The organism is Methylobacillus gramineus (assembly GCF_020532675.1).
GTDB lineage: Bacteria > Pseudomonadota > Gammaproteobacteria > Burkholderiales > Methylophilaceae > Methylobacillus > Methylobacillus gramineus.
The window spans coordinates 1,574,369-1,589,515 of the sequence record NZ_JAJAVE010000001.1; the positions used below are offsets into that span (position 1 = coordinate 1,574,369).

Consider the following 15,147-nt stretch of genomic DNA (forward strand, 5'->3'; position numbering starts at 1 on the left):
ACTCTGAATCATGACTTGAAATATACAGCTAGTAAGCGAATTGCTTGGTCATCAATGGCAACTTTTAAATGCGAACGGGGGATAACCTTGCAGGGTACATTAGTGGCAAAACTCATGCACATAATCCATCGTTACTTAAAAGCTGGTACCTGATGGCGGAGCAACAATGTGAGATGAATACGTGCATCATTTTAAAAAATGATGCGATCAAGGCAATTGCCTTCATGTTTAATATTCAGGAACACAAGATATGAATTACACCGTCTTTGGTAAGACCGGTCTGCAAGTGTCGCAGGTTGCATTGGGCACAGGCAATTTCGGTACTGGGTGGGGTTACGGTGCAGATCCCGATACTGCCAAGGCTGTCTTTAATACATATGCCGAGGCAGGTGGTAACTTCATCGACACGGCCGACGTCTATCAGTTTGGTCAATCTGAAGAACTACTAGGCACATTGTTGCAGGGGCGGCGTGAGGAATTCGTGCTGGCCACTAAGTTCACCAATGGAGCCGCACCCAATGCCAACCGCTTGGTCACTGGTAATAGCCGCAAAGCGCTGGTAGCTTCTGTTGAAGCGAGTCTCAAACGGCTCAAGACCGATCGTATCGATATCTATTGGGCGCATCACCCCGATGGCGTCACACCCATCGAAGAAATTGTGCGAGGTTTTGAGGATTTGGCTCGGACAGGAAAAATTCTGTATGCAGGTTTATCAAACTTCGCTGCCTGGCGTCTTGCTCGAGCCGTTACGCTAGCCGAACTGACGCACGCTATCCCCATTGCGGCAGCACAGTTCGAGCATAGCCTGGTTCACCGTGAGCCTGAAGCTGACTTGTTCCCTGCCACCCAGGCGCTCGGCCTGGGTGCGGTGACCTGGTCACCACTCGGTGGCGGCATGCTCACTGGCAAGTACCGAAATGGGGAGAAAGGTCGGGCTGAGGGCTTTGGTGGGCGGGTTTTCCGGCCGGAGAATTCGGAACAACGCACGCAGATACTCAACACAGTACAGGATATTGCTGCCGATCTTGGCTGCAGTGCCAGTCAGGTTGCGATTGCCTGGGCTGGAACGCATGGCGCTATACCAATACTAGGACCGCGCTCGCTGGCCCAGTTGATCGACAATCTGGGCGCATTGGAGGTCGAGTTGTCGACTGAGCAACTCCAGCGTCTTGATGCAGTGAGTAGCCTGATGCCAGTGACAACGCCACGGTTACCGGTCTTATGGACTAAAGAGCCCGCTCGGGTAGTCGCCTGAGCTCATGGAAAGTATTGAAATACGAAAACTTTGAGGCAAAGCTAGCAAAAAAACTCAGAATAACTAGAGCGATTCATTACCTTCACTAAGCAGTGCGCATTAACACTGTTGATGCGCTGTCGTTTCGATATTCTCCATTTTTTTGCAAACAGACAGTATTTCTTCCGAAGATATGACGGTACCTAGAGATAAATATTTATACAATAAATTAAAAATCAATTAGTTAAAACTTAGATTGATTCCCCCATCACCAGGCTTTCCTAAGCATTCTAGGCATTACCCCCGCCACATATATGCGCAATGTGAAACTGCTGCGGGGGCATGCTGAATTGCAATCCCTGAGTCAGTTACCCATTCGTGTATGAGAAAGCCAAATGGGGACTCTGGCACACGAGCCTTTTCTCCCGTTATTATCGGGAGATATTTGGGGAATGTGTCAATGACACCCTATATCGTACGTATACCCAGCGTAAGGAAGTAGCAACCTTTAACTTTTAGATCTCTATTATTTATTGCGCTCTGCAGCATGTAGGGCATCTAGTCGGTCTTTAACTACTTGAGCAAGCTTTTCAGCAGTACGAATAGTGGTGTTTTCATCGCTCCATGAACTTTCTAGCTGAGCCGCCTTTGATAAAACGACCATGCATTTTTTGACATCTATAATGATCAAGCGTGGGTATACAAACAGATATGTAGGCTTTAGGGCTGTTCCGATAACGAGATAATCTGCACCTGTATCCTTATTGAGTTCAATGGCTGTTTCAACATTGTCATAAAGATAGGTCGGCGAGTGTTTCTCTACCTCCGCTTCCACATCACGCCCAGAGGGCACAACATTGACATCCTTACTCTTTAGGCTTTCGAGGAACTTGGCTGATAAAAGTGCAATGCGCTTAAGCTCTTCGGGAGCGTCAGGAAGGTTAGTCATATCATTTAGCGTAAAAGCCATTACCACAACCTTTGGACTCTCTCCTGCTACTGTTTCAGTATTCACCATGGAGCAAACTAACAAAAGAACCAAAGTATTGATGATTTTATGCATTTACCAATCCCATCTTGCAAAAAGAAATGAACAAATTAGTACTTTTATAAACAGTCAATAGAATTGTCATGCCTAAATTCAGCAGTCGCATTACAGACAGTCTAAGAGGCAAAAGTGTCTCAAATATTTATCCTGCTATTGCTTAAAAATGAAACGCTGTACCACATTCCTACACAAGACTCGGAATAATACGTATAGGGTTGGCTTGGAAAAACTTGTCAATATAATCACTTTATTAAATATGGAAGATGACGACATGGCTCATATTGAGGAATTCAAGGCCTCATCCTCCTTTCACATTTCGGAAAAGACCACTGAAAAATATGGGTTTAAAATTAAGCCAATAGACAATTCTGAGGCAGCATTAGATAAATTTCAAAAGATTGTTCTTGCAGCCATTTCAAATGTGGGAAATGAATATCTTTATGAAACTGTTCCTGATGTTAGTGGACAGATAAAAGAAGTTGTTTTCAGGAGAATTACTTTCTAAAAAATATTGTTTAACCCAGAGTCATGGTAATTTATCTGACCTAAATAATTTTGAATGATGTATTAGGAAAATGAGCATCCACTAAGACAGCAAACCGACCAGGGAGTATTTTTCGTAATCAATTTCTCCACGAGTACGAATACCCAATCGACGTAAAATAGGTAATGGCGGACACCAGCCTTGCACACCATGTTGCAACAAGAAAATCATTACCCCTCCAGAAAGTGCAAACCATTTTTTATTAACAAACGTACCAAGTGCTAACCCAGCCAAGGATAAAGTAGAGGCGTTCACTTCCAATACCCTTTCGATATCCCATTCTTTATCTAACTCATATATACGCGCCCGGATTGCATCTTGGTCTAATCCTGAATATTTTTCGATATTGAGAATAGTTTGTTGATCAATCTCCTGATTTATCTTAGAAGAAGTAAAGCGGCGAACCCTATCCGCATTATCATTAATGGCAATATCATATATATTCATGGTTTTTCCTTAATTTATTAAAAATTTTCCAGTCAATGGCATTACCGGGCACACTAAGCGTCCTAAGCCCCCAATCCTTAACTCTTATAGTTTTAACTAATTTTTCGAAAAAGAAGGTGGCTACCCTACCCATACTGTTGGACAGACCACCTTCTGAAATACATTTGATTCTTATCCAATGCTTTACCCATTAACTACCGTGCCACCATTAGGATGGATTACTTGGCCAGTAATATATGAAGAGTCATTTGAGGCCAGGAATACGTATGTAGGAGCCACTTCACTTGGCTGGCCTGGACGTTTTAGCAATGTCTCTTTACCAAACTTCCCTACCTTTTCTGCCGAAAAGCTGGCGGGAATTAATGGCGTCCAGATTGGCCCAGGCGCCACCGCATTGACATAAATCTTCCGCTCACTTAACTCCACGGCCAAGGAGCGAGTAAAGGAAACAACAGCTCCTTTGGTGGATGAGTAATCAACTAAGATTGGATTACCCTTGTATGCAGTGACAGAGGCTGTATTAATAATATGTGCACCTTTTTTCAAAAAAGGCAGAGCGGCCTTAACTATGTAAAACATTGAGAAAATATTAGTGCGGAAAGTCAGCTCCAACTGGCTTTGCTCAATATCTTCTATCCCTCTCTGCGGGTGTTGTTGCGCCGCATTGTTAACCACGATATCCAATTGCCCCATTTCTTTGACCGTGCGTTGCACCAACTCTGAGCAAAACGCCTCTTGCCCAACATCGCCTTGAATCGCAATGCCACGTCCTCCATACTCCTCAATTAATGCTAGGGTTTTCTTTGCGTCGCCATGTTCGTGATCACTTAGGTAATTAATCACCACATCAGCCCCTTCTGCAGCAAAATGGACAGCGACTGCTCGACCAATGCCGCTATCTCCACCGGTGATGAGTGCGACTTTGCCCTCTAGCTTGCCGCTACTTCGGTATTCAGGGTCAATATACTGTGGGCGTGGCTCCATCTCAGACTCTACTCCTGGCTGTTGAGTCTGTATCTGGGCTGGCTGGTCAATTTCGCGATGATCAGTCTCAGAACCGTATTCTAAAGTCATAGCAGTTGTCCTTTATCATCAGTAAATGAGACTTCATGCTAGTGAAATTATGAGCCTGACCCTATCAGTCAATGCTTAAATGCATGTGGGAATTTCTTTATGAAAGGCTTGGGATGACGCATGAAACATGCTTACAGCAATGTGAAGAATCTATTCGTATGTCAGGTGCTTTTTATGAGGTCAAAGATTGAAAACTAGCGGCCTCATCCCCTGCCTACTCGTAGACCTCCCCACCTACGCTGACACCCTCTCAGGCAAGGTAGTCAAAATCCCTGATGGTGATACGATTAATATTTATGATGGAAGCGTATAAGCCAATCTGGATCATGTATGTTGCGTATTTCTTACATGGAATTCAGCTTCATCTTACATGGTGAACGGTGGCGTATTGGTAATGTATTACTACACGCCAATAGGAATGTACTGTTATGGAGCAGAACCAGAAAATATCAAAAATAACTGTAAAACAAAAAAACTATTTATATTTACTTGTCGCTTTTATTCTAGGCCTACTCATCTATAAATTTATTGGGCCCAAACCACCATTAAGTGATGATTCGCACCAAAGGCTAGAAGCACATGCCAAAGAACTTGAAAAAATTAACACTGAAGAAACTAAAGAGGGTCCAGCCAAACGAAGTGAGTGGTATGCCGAGCACCCAGAGATTCCCAAGCCACCCAAACCTTAGTTGTTGTAATTTAAACTAATCTTAATGATGAAGAGCAAAGTGACTCTACTGGCCATACTGCAGGACAGACCATGTCATTAATCTTTTCTTTGAATGCATCTTGTGATGATTAAATGCCAAATGAGCCTATGAGTGAAGCAGCAGTAAATCTTGCTTTAAAAAGAATGGTGTTTGATACCAAGCAAGAGATCACTGGTCATGGCTTTAGGGTAATGTCTAATTCTTCAGGAAAGATTAGACATTGCCCCACACATCATTGAACACCCATTAGCTCATAAAGTACCTGATGCTCGCCTGAGCGGCATTGCAGACGAAGCCACCTCAGAGATACTTCGATGCCTCAGCACAATTGTGTTACTTCAATTCAATTCTATAGCCCGCCATTTTCCAAGCATCAATGCCTCCGGCCAAAGGCCTGACATTCAAATAACCTTTACTGATGAATGCCTTGGCTATTTTTGCGGCTGTCACCTCATTGGGACAGGAGCAGTAAAGTACAATTTCAGCGTTATCTGCGATTTCAAGCTCAAGCTTATGCAAACTTGTTAGCGGTAAGAATTGCGCTCCGGGTACCCAATATGCGGTGCAAGCTTGAGTATCAGCTCGCGGGGTTGGGATTCGGATTTCTCCCTGACTTCATTGCTGAGCAATATATTGAATCGGGCGCTCTCATTTCAAAAACCGTCATCGAGCACAGGCAAAAGGAGAACGTCTACCTGGCCTGGCGAAGCGATGGCACGGGTGAAGGGCTAAGGTGGTGGATTGAACGTATGAAACAACCGCATCAGTTTGATGCTTTAAAGGTAAGCAGAGTAGAGAATTTCTCATACACTATCTCTACAGCTGCAAATTGAATACTATAAAAAACGAGAGCATTGAAACTAGCAAGGCTGTGATAAGAAGAAAGCTACTTAGTGCGTTTCATGATGGAGGGCACGGCCTTTAACAAATTGATGACAAGCTATCCTGGAGTGGCAACAATCCGTGGATAAGCCTAGTTTCAATGAAAACGCATATTCGCTGAAAACGATTGCAGAGGGTTTGAATCCAAGGAGCAGCAAATGGCACTGCTTGAAATGGGTTGTTTCGAAGGCCAGGGGTATTTATTCTCCCGCCCTTTCCTGCTATTGAGTTTGCTGAGATGTTTGGCTTGACACACCGCCTATCGAGAAAGGCTTAGGGCTACAATCCGGCTCAAAGCACTATACACCGCGCTGGTGGCGTAGCTAAAAATCACCCATATGCTTTTCTATGCACAGGGATTTGGTGTACAGTCAATGATAAAAATATAACTGCAATACCAACTACTTCGGGGAATTCATGCTAAGAATAATCACGATTGCCATCATGGCAACCCTCTTAACAGCCTGTGCCGACTCTCATAAACTGACCAGGATAGGCAATCCTAAAGATCACCCCTTAAGTGCCAACGAATCTATTTATATCGCCGTGCCGTCAGATGGGATGTATGAGGCCAAGACCTATACAGGCTCTGGTGCAAATACTACCCAAGTCATCAAAACCGCATTTGCTCACCATCTCAGGCGTGTTCAATCGGGACGTATTCATCAAGATTTCGATGTTGCGCTCCAACATGCCAAGACAAATAACTTCACCACGCTTGTTTACCCAACCATCCTGCACTGGGAGGATAGAGCGACTGAATGGTCGGGCATTCCAGACAGACTAGAAGTAAAAATAGAGGTGGTGAACACTGCAGATGGTTCAGTCATTGAAGAGGGACTGATTAAAGGCAAAAGCGGTTGGGCAACTCTAGGCGGTGACCATCCACAAGATCTTCTGGCTAAACCTGTCGAAGAGTTTGTATCATCATTATTTAAATAAAAGGCCAGTAATCGAACATTTAACACGCGTGCACCACTACAAAAACATGGGAGCAGCCCAAGCGTGAGTTAGTCCGGGTGAGTCCTATTTAAAGGGGATGAGAATGGCACTATCAAAGCGAGTAACTGATCGTATTTCGTCTGAACTGAAGAAATATATCACTATCCTGCAAGAAGCACAGAACCGTGATATTAGTGAGTCTGACACCGTCGTCATCATTAATGACATGCTGTCAGATGTGCTGGGATATAAGAAATATACCGAAGTCACGACAGAATTTGCCATCCGAGGCACTTATGTTGACCTCGCCGTTAAAGTGAATGATGAGGTTCGATTTCTCGTGGAAGGTAAAGCCATTGGCCTGATCCTGAAAGACAATCACGTCAAGCAAGCCATGGAATATGGTGCTCACCATGGTATTGAATGGGTTGTCCTGACCAATGGGGTGATCTGGCGTGTTTACAAGGTTCACTTCCGCCAACCTATCGATCAAACCCTCATCTTCGAAATCAATTTACTCGAGCTTGGTGCAAAGCCAATCAGCTTTGTAGAACAGTTTGGTCTTCTGGCGAGAGAAGGGTTTACCCAATCCTCAATGAACTCTTACTACCAGCACCAACAGATCACCGGAAAATATACGATTGCGGCGATCTTGCAAACCCCTGCTGTTGTGGCTGCCATTCGGAAAGAGATCAAAAAACTGGCCCCCACGATCAAACCAGATGATGCTTGCCTTCTGACTTGCATTACGGACGAGGTGATTAAGAGAGAGCTTCTTGAGAGTGAGGAGGCTAAAGAGGCGACGGCCTTTATCAAGAAAGTTGCCAGAGCTAATGAGCGTAAGGTAGCAAAAGCCGCCGTTGATAAAACCAGCGAATAATCACTGGATCCTCAATGCTTAAATACAAGGCTGTAATGGAGTTGAGATTAATACTCCCGACCTACTGAACCATGCAAAACTCACCGGCCTATGCGAAATAGCTCATTAGAAATCAGTACTTTTCTCCTCTGTATGCTTCTGGGGCTACCTTCCTATGCAGACACGCTGACTGGTAAAGTGATTGGAATAGCCGATGGCGATACTCTTACCATCCTGACTAGCGACAAACAGTCCATCAAAGTCCGCCTCAATGCGATTGATGCCCCTGAAAAGGCACAAGACTTTGGCAATGCTTCAAAGAAATCCCTCTCCAGCCTCTGCTTCGGAAAACCTGCGCTGATTGACCTTCAAGGCACTGATAAATATGGCCGCACGATTGTGGCACTACAGTGCCAGACAATGGATGGCAGCTATCATGATGCAAATTTGCACCAAGTTCAAAACGGGATGGCCTGGGTTTATCGCCAGGGCTCTAGCGATAAACAGCTGATTGCTGCTGAGGAAAGCGCAAAGGCTTCCAGCATCGGGTTATGGAGCCAACCTAACCCGATGCCTCCTTGGGAGTTCAGAAATGGTAATGCCAAGATTGCCAAGAAAGCGACTCAAGTCGTTCAGGATGTTTCAGCGACGAGTAAGGCAGGCTTAGCCTGTGCAGGTAAACGCTTCTGCAAGCAAATGGCCAGCTGTGCGGAAGCCAGATTTTACTTGAATGTATGTGGGGTAAGCCAACTGGATCGGAATAACGACGGCATTCCATGCGAGTCAATTTGTAGATAGAGGCGAGATATGACAATACCAGCGCCACTCATTGCAAATTTCGAGATGAAAATTTATGAGAATTGTAGTCAGGATTAAGTAGATGCGAAGTATCACGCGTCGATATGGTTAAAAACGGTGTATGCCCATGATGGTGATCAATCTGCATGACTTCTAATTCGTCCAGATGCTATTAGTAAAATAGGTAACTTCACCTGACTAACCCACCAATAGTATGTTCATGATGCTTAATATCTGTTGTTGATTTCAGCTTAAAAGCAGATTTCATAACGCATCCAAGGAATGTATTGTAGTTAGCATGCAAGAAGACTAGACTCAGCGCACCAGCCTGACAAAACTGCCCCTCCCTTCTTTGCAAGTATCCTCTGAAGGTTTTTCACGCCCACTCTTACTTCTAGCTCTTATTGTGATACATCAAAATTCATTGCTGTCGCACATAGACCATTCAAAAAACTGGATAGATTGAGATTCGCCTTGCTTACCATCCTGATGGTAAAAAGAAAGGTTTTATGCGCACTTATATTATGAATATGTATTACCCGAGCTTGAAACAAGTGGCAGAGATCGTTGATAACATCAGAAAAGTAATCGTCAATTTATCTGGTAATAATTGGAAAATTATATTCTCCAGTGACCAAGTATGCACTATCGCATTTTCAACTATTAAGGATCCTAAATCCTTTAAGGACTCACTCGGAGATCTGATCCATGAGAATTTTAGTTATCTATTGTTTGAGGTAGCCGAGGTTCACGCAGCGTCAATCCCCAGATCGATTTTCGAGTGGCTGAACGCGCACCTGACACGGAACTAAATTCATTAATTAGATTGATAAGATCAGATTGATCAGCAAATAGCAAAGCATGGATATTGCCATTGACGAAGACATTCTAGTACAAAGTTCTTGGCTAGCAAGGCTATCAAGAATATTGATCTCTACTGATTAAAAGAAGAACTGACCAGCATTGCATCATTTTGTCCGGAGAAATGTGCGTTGAGTCTACTTGTTAGCAACCTCAATGCTGGTCAATAGATATATCTTACCCAGGCTCAGCTTGAGCTTTCAAGATAAGAATTTAACAGGGAAAAAGGCTGCACAAAAACCATTCCCAATTAGGTTTAATAATCAGACAGATACAGACGACACCCAATCCGATGTAGGAAAAATATGACTCTAGTTTCAGACACTTACCGACACGGCACCAGCGCACCGCAGCCCGGACTTTGAGTGCATTGAAAGAAGAATTCAACACACATTTCCTGACCACATCGTCTTTAAAATGCACAAATGGATGATGGGCGTGTTGCCAATATAGGCAGCCATCCCCTCAGATATTGCCTATCTCCTTATCTAGCCCAATAAAGGATTGCGTTAAATACAATCCAAAAGAGCGCCAGCATCACAATGCCGATTGTGATCCGATCAAATCTATTGAACATGGCATGACTACTCTCAAAATATGCTGCAATCCCCGATGCCATCAATATGGTAAAACTGATCACTTTGTAGTGAATTCTTACACACAGTACGCTTGCAGATACATGATGCCTACGTGAAATGACATAGATAGTAAAAGGGCAAAGGGAATGTATTAGTCCAGATTATGTTGCTAGTGGAGGGAAACAGAAATATGCCCTATCGGCGGACAGAGATGACGCATCAGGCCTGCAGTCTTTTTCAAATCTCGTTGAGCATCAAAGATGCTGCGTCTGAACCTGTAATGAGGATGTAGGGAAATTCATCGACCTTGAGGACAGTACATTGTGATGAAGCAAAATATTCAGAGAATATTCTCATACAATAAAATGATGCCTTAGCCAGATTAAATTGAATTTAACTATTTAAATTCAATCCATTAAAACCAATACACAATGAAATATGACACGATTGCTACTGAGGACTGAAAGGAATAAACTTGAATCGTCAGCCTTACAAGGTGGCTGATGATTGCTTACTCCCCTGCAATAGGGAAACGCCTCCATCCTCCCCGGTGCGGCGTATTTTTTTGCCTGCGCTAAAGGGTACCTGTGCTACCTAAGCCAGACAACGCATCATGGACGAATAAATCTCACGACAACCGAGGACAACCACGACTCGGTCACCCATGAGACTCATTCTGCCAACGCCTGCTGATAATCCTTCAAATACGGTTTGGAAAGTGATTCCTTATCCTTCTCAGACAATATCTTGCCCGCCATCTGAAAGAATTTATGCTCTTCTTCTTCCAAATGATGCAGCACTTTCTCTTGCAGGTTTTTGGCGTAACTCAACCAAGCAGGCGACGATGGGTCTGTTTCATCCAACAGCTCAATAATTTCATCAATCTCATGATGTTCCGCAATGCCATGCCTAGAGGGCTCAATGCCATTGTTGTCCGTCATGATCGGGATATAGAAATGCCGCTCTTCAGCTCGCTCATGGGCTGACAATTCAAGTTTGATTTGCTTGAACAGCTTGGCCCGCTCAGAAGTGTCTCCGCTGGTCTTGACTAGCTGTGCCAGTATCTCGCGCTGAAGCTCATGACTCTCTCTTAACGCTTCAAAAATATTCATATGCCATCCCTTCTATTTGGTATCACTCAATATAGTGGGGGAAGTGATTTCTGATAGTCGGTGATTGCCATTATTAGGTGTAGGAGATGGCTGATATTTTTTTGGATGACGCAGCACTCTGCTCATGATCCAACCAAGGAGAATGGCTGGTTAAATGCCTTAATGCTTGAGTATGATCACGGCAAATAAAATGAGCACAAGCATGCTCAAGATCACGGTTGTCAGCTTCCAGAACAGTAGCGGGTTCTTCTCCAGCAAGGCGACCTGATGTTTGTTGAGAAAATCCTGGCTAGGCTGCTGCAGGTCATAAATAAACTCTGACAGGGCTTGATAGCGCCTGTAAGGGTTGGGATGCACCGCTTTTTTCAGCACATCATCCATCCACGCCGGCACCGGACGACGCTCATCCAGCGCGGAAATATACATCAAGCGTTTTTGTGCAGCCCGCGTCCGGGTTCTGGCCACATTGGCACCATAAGGCAACTGGCCGGTGAGCATTTGATAGGTCATCACGCCCAAAGAAAACAGATCAGAGACGTGGCTGCCACGTTCTCCCAGAAAATACTCCGGGGCCGTGTATTGCATGGTGCCCAATATCTCGTCTGTATCGACGGCCAATACACTATCGACCAGACCCGCCACACGAGTCGATCCAAAATCGATAATTCTGACCGTACCATGAGTATCGATCATGATATTTTCCGGACGTAAATCCTGATGCAACATTTCCATCCGGTGGAACGCCTGCAACCCTTTGGCAATCTGCGTCACAATGCCACGCACTGTATGCAGGTCAGGATTGGGATGATCCAGCATCCACTGCGCCAGGGTCTGGCCATCAATATACTCCATGACCACATACAAGAAACTGGACTGGCGCGTCTGTGCACACGGTTTCAATACATAGGGACTATTAATACGACGGGCCACCCATTCTTCCAGCAAAAAGCGATCAAGGTAGGCCGAATCTCCACTCATATCGACTGAGGGAGTCTTGAGCACTACCTGCTGGCCGGTATGCTGATCAATCGCCAAGTAAATATGGCTGCGATGAGAGCGGCGCAGATCCCGGACGATCTGATACCCATCGAACTCCATCCGTGCTTCCAGCATAGGCGGTAAGGAAAGCTCGGCACGCCTGGCCTGAATTTCCTGCAAGCTGCCCGCCGGTAATTGCTCCACCCTGACAATTTGCAGCGTCAGGTTGTCAGGACTGCCGCGTTGATAGGCTTCCTCAACCACAATCCTTGCTGCCTGATTCAGATCACTACTATTGTGTGTGATCGTTGCGGCAATGAATGCAGCGTCAACATACTCATAGACCCCATCCGACGCCAGCAGAAAAATATCTTCCTGCTCAAGCGCTAACGAAAGGTAATCAATTTCAAGTTGTGGACTGATGCCCAAGGCACGACTGAGATAGCTTTGCTCTGCGCTAATCCAGACGCGATGATCCTCGGTCAACTGCTCCAGCACTTGATCATGCAAGCGATAAATTCTGCTGTCGCCCACATGAAAAATATGGGCAACCCGGGATTTGAGGATCATGGCACTCAGTGTGCAGACATAGCCTCTATCCTTGTCAAAGCGATATTGGCTGCGCTGTGTCTGTGCATGCAACCAGGAATTGGCGGCCATCAATACACACTGGGCTGAATGCCTGACACTCCAGGCATCGGAGGTGCTGTAATAATCATCCAGAAAGCTTCTGACGGCAGATTCACTCGCCATCTGGCTGACATCACTGCTGCTGATGCCATCAGCCAGCACCAAAGCCACCCCCTTCGCACTCAGCTGCGGTTCCTGTGGAATATAGGCTCCGTGGAAATCCTGGTTGATTTCCTTGCGGCCTTTGTCGGAGTATTGTCCGACTGAAATTTTCAATGTGTCTACCATGCTAGTAAGGGGCTTGATACGCTCGTAAGACAGCCCCAAACGGCCGCAGATTAGCCCATGTTGCGCTTAGGCGCGGTTCTGATGTGGGTAGCATACAAGGTCAACCCAGTGAAGGCCAGGCCACCTACCAAGTTGCCAAGCACCACGGGGATCTCGTTCCAGATGATGTAATCCATGATAGAGAAATTGCCTCCCATAATCAGGGCGGAGGGGAACAGGAACATGTTAACGATGGAATGCTCGAATGTCATGGCGAAGAACACCATGATCGGCATCCACATTGCAATTACCTTGCCTGGCACACTGGTGGAGATCATGGCCCCAACAACGCCGGTAGATACCATCCAGTTACACAGCATGGCCCGCACAAAGATGGTCAGCATGCCGGCTGCACCATATTGGGCATAGCCCAGTGTGCGTTTTTCACCGATGCCGGCGATGATGGTACCCACTTTGTCTGGCTCGGTGGAAAAACCAAAGGTGAAGATAATCGACATCAGGATGGCCACGGTAAATGCGCCCAGGAAATTGCCCACAAACACCAGGCCCCAGTTACGCAGCACGCCCCCAATCGTGACGCCAGGACGCTTGTCAATCAAGGCTAGCGGCGTCAATACAAACACGCCCGTCAACAAATCAAATCCCAAGAGGTAGAGCATGGCAAAACCCACCGGGAACAGGATGGCACCAATCAATGGATATCCGGTTTGTACCGAGGCCGTAATGGCAAACACCGCGGCCAATGCCAAAATAGCACCCGCCATATAAGCGCGGATAAGCGTATCCCGGGTGGACATGAATACCTTGGATTCACCGGCATCCACCATCTTGGTCACAAATTCTGAAGGTAAGAGATAAGCCATAACAATTCCTATAAAGTGGTCGCGTCATAATAAAAAAACGTCCACTCTTGATCTTTACTCTCATGAACAGAGTAAAGATCAAGAGTGGACGCCGTTGTCCGTAGTCATTTACCAGCCGTGCATCATATTGGTCTGGCATCAAGGCCACATTGCCCTGACTTGGACATAACTAGCAAAAACCAAGCCATTGCTTGCAATGCCCTATCAGCAAGGCTCATCGGAGTGTGCGCTGAAAAACTTCTCACAGCCATGCTCTATCATGAGGCGTAAAATATGAATGAGAGATCATATTGGTGCACACAGACCATCATCCAATCGCTGTTAATTTATAAATACAACGAAAAGAATATTACACTGTCTGATTCATTCACCATGACGCCACTCTCATTATGATAGTCCGCCCCAGACCTTCGTTATTTCAGCTGTTCTATATTGTGCGTGGATCCATCGTCATCAGCATCTTCCCGCAAATACTCACCGTCGCGCTGATTTCAGCGATGACAGTGTGGGCGCATCAGCACCACCCCAAGCTGATCCCGGATTTCAATGGTGCTCCTTTTGCTCTGCTTGGAATTGCACTCTCGATATTTCTCGCGTTCCGCAACAACGCCTGCTACGACCGATGGTGGGAAGCCCGAAAATATTGGGGTGAACTGATTGTCCTCAATCGCAATCTTGCCAGGCAGTTACTGTTGCTGGATAACGAGACCAGCAGACATGCAGTGCTGCGATTATCCATCGCATTCTGCCAATCGCTGGTTGTCCATTTACGCCCTGGCACTAACGCTGCCAAAACCTTGAAATACCTGAGTGCAGAACTGGCAGCGACCTACGCCAGCAGCAGCAATCCGCCAGAAGTCATATTGACAGCCATGCAGCAAGAAGTGGTAACGCTCAGGTCAGCAGGCGTGATCAAGGATATCCCGTTTCAGATGCTGGACCATACGATCAGCCAGATGGCATTGGTACAGGTGGCTTGTGAACGTATCCTCACTACCCCAGTCCCGTTTGGTTACACATTGCTGTTGCACCGCACCGCGTATCTTTTTTGCTTTTTACTCCCGTTCGGCTTTGCGGATACTCTGGGTTGGGCCACGCCTTTTGCCACAGCACTGGCCGCCTATACCTTCTTTGGACTGGATGCTCTGGGCGATGAACTGGAAAATCCATTTGGTACCCAAGCCAATAACCTGCCGATTGTGGCACTTGCGGACACCATTGAGCTGAACCTGCTGGAAGCCATGCATATTACCGACCTGCCCCAGGCACCCAAACCCGTGGACTATATCTTGAACTGAA

Annotated in this window: 15 protein-coding genes; 8 read left to right on the plus strand and 7 right to left on the minus strand. The window is 45.8% G+C overall.

Annotated features, from left to right (window positions below; translation table 11 throughout):
- Positions 1-250: 250 nt before the first annotated feature.
- The gene (locus LG201_RS07335; RefSeq protein ID WP_226771504.1) at positions 251-1,255 is read left to right on the plus strand and encodes an aldo/keto reductase; all 1,005 of its coding nucleotides are present in this window, start codon (positions 251-253) and stop codon (positions 1,253-1,255) included.
- A gap of 505 nt (positions 1,256-1,760) precedes the next feature.
- Here LG201_RS07335 and LG201_RS07340 read toward each other — a convergent pair.
- On the minus strand, positions 1,761-2,297 hold the full coding sequence (locus LG201_RS07340) for a DUF2380 domain-containing protein (RefSeq protein ID WP_226771505.1): 537 nt from the start codon (positions 2,295-2,297) through the stop codon (positions 1,761-1,763).
- 205 nt (positions 2,298-2,502) lie between these two features.
- Here LG201_RS07340 and LG201_RS07345 point away from each other — a divergent pair, with 205 nt between their 5' ends.
- Positions 2,503-2,787, plus strand: coding sequence for a hypothetical protein (locus LG201_RS07345; protein WP_226771506.1), 285 nt, complete (start codon positions 2,503-2,505; stop codon positions 2,785-2,787).
- Between the two features lie 81 nt (positions 2,788-2,868).
- Here the strand turns inward: LG201_RS07345 and LG201_RS07350 are convergent, their stop codons facing one another.
- Complete coding sequence (locus LG201_RS07350; RefSeq protein WP_226771507.1) at positions 2,869-3,273, minus strand: YgaP family membrane protein; 405 nt, start codon at positions 3,271-3,273, stop codon at positions 2,869-2,871.
- A gap of 183 nt (positions 3,274-3,456) precedes the next feature.
- Complete coding sequence (locus LG201_RS07355) at positions 3,457-4,347, minus strand: SDR family oxidoreductase (RefSeq protein ID WP_226771508.1); 891 nt, start codon at positions 4,345-4,347, stop codon at positions 3,457-3,459.
- 428 nt (positions 4,348-4,775) lie between these two features.
- Here LG201_RS07355 and LG201_RS07360 point away from each other — a divergent pair, with 428 nt between their 5' ends.
- On the plus strand, positions 4,776-5,036 hold the full coding sequence (locus tag LG201_RS07360; protein WP_226771509.1) for a hypothetical protein: 261 nt from the start codon (positions 4,776-4,778) through the stop codon (positions 5,034-5,036).
- A 354-nt stretch (positions 5,037-5,390) separates the two neighbouring features.
- On the opposite strand, the gene LG201_RS07365 is transcribed toward LG201_RS07360, so the two are convergent.
- A complete protein-coding gene (locus LG201_RS07365) occupies positions 5,391-5,660 on the minus strand; it encodes a rhodanese-like domain-containing protein (RefSeq protein WP_404809726.1) in 270 nt (89 codons plus the stop codon).
- Between LG201_RS07365 and LG201_RS07370 the strand changes: the two genes are divergently transcribed.
- The 4 genes from LG201_RS07370 to LG201_RS07385 all read left to right on the plus strand — a co-directional run bounded on the left by LG201_RS07370 (position 5,615) and on the right by LG201_RS07385 (position 8,538).
- Positions 5,615-5,890, plus strand: a complete 276-nt coding sequence (locus tag LG201_RS07370) for a LysR substrate-binding domain-containing protein (protein WP_264193273.1) — start codon at positions 5,615-5,617, stop codon at positions 5,888-5,890. The two genes, LG201_RS07365 and LG201_RS07370, sit on opposite strands and share 46 nt — an antisense overlap.
- 493 nt (positions 5,891-6,383) lie before the next feature.
- Positions 6,384-6,881 carry a DUF4823 domain-containing protein gene (locus LG201_RS07375; RefSeq protein WP_226771511.1) on the plus strand — a complete coding sequence of 166 codons (498 nt, stop codon included), beginning with the start codon at positions 6,384-6,386 and terminating at the stop codon, positions 6,879-6,881.
- Positions 6,882-6,984: 103 nt separating this feature from the next.
- Positions 6,985-7,761, plus strand: a complete 777-nt coding sequence (locus tag LG201_RS07380; protein ID WP_226771512.1) for a type I restriction enzyme HsdR N-terminal domain-containing protein — start codon at positions 6,985-6,987, stop codon at positions 7,759-7,761.
- Positions 7,762-7,893: 132 nt separating this feature from the next.
- A complete protein-coding gene (locus LG201_RS07385; RefSeq protein WP_226771513.1) occupies positions 7,894-8,538 on the plus strand; it encodes a thermonuclease family protein in 645 nt (214 codons plus the stop codon).
- A gap of 2,110 nt (positions 8,539-10,648) precedes the next feature.
- Here the strand turns inward: LG201_RS07385 and LG201_RS07390 are convergent.
- The 3 genes from LG201_RS07390 to LG201_RS07400 all read right to left on the minus strand — a co-directional run bounded on the left by LG201_RS07390 (position 10,649) and on the right by LG201_RS07400 (position 13,848).
- Positions 10,649-11,089, minus strand: coding sequence for a hemerythrin domain-containing protein (locus LG201_RS07390; protein WP_226771514.1), 441 nt, complete (start codon positions 11,087-11,089; stop codon positions 10,649-10,651).
- A 159-nt stretch (positions 11,090-11,248) separates the two neighbouring features.
- Positions 11,249-12,973 (minus strand): bifunctional protein-serine/threonine kinase/phosphatase, encoded by a 1,725-nt coding sequence (locus LG201_RS07395; RefSeq protein WP_226771515.1) that lies wholly within the window; start codon positions 12,971-12,973, stop codon positions 11,249-11,251.
- 62 nt (positions 12,974-13,035) lie between these two features.
- The gene (locus tag LG201_RS07400; protein WP_226771516.1) at positions 13,036-13,848 is read right to left on the minus strand and encodes a formate/nitrite transporter family protein; all 813 of its coding nucleotides are present in this window, start codon (positions 13,846-13,848) and stop codon (positions 13,036-13,038) included.
- Positions 13,849-14,237: 389 nt separating this feature from the next.
- Between LG201_RS07400 and LG201_RS07405 the strand changes: the two genes are divergently transcribed.
- Entirely contained in the window at positions 14,238-15,146 is a 909-nt protein-coding gene (locus LG201_RS07405; RefSeq protein WP_226771517.1) for a bestrophin family protein, read from the plus strand.
- Position 15,147: the final 1 nt, after the last annotated feature.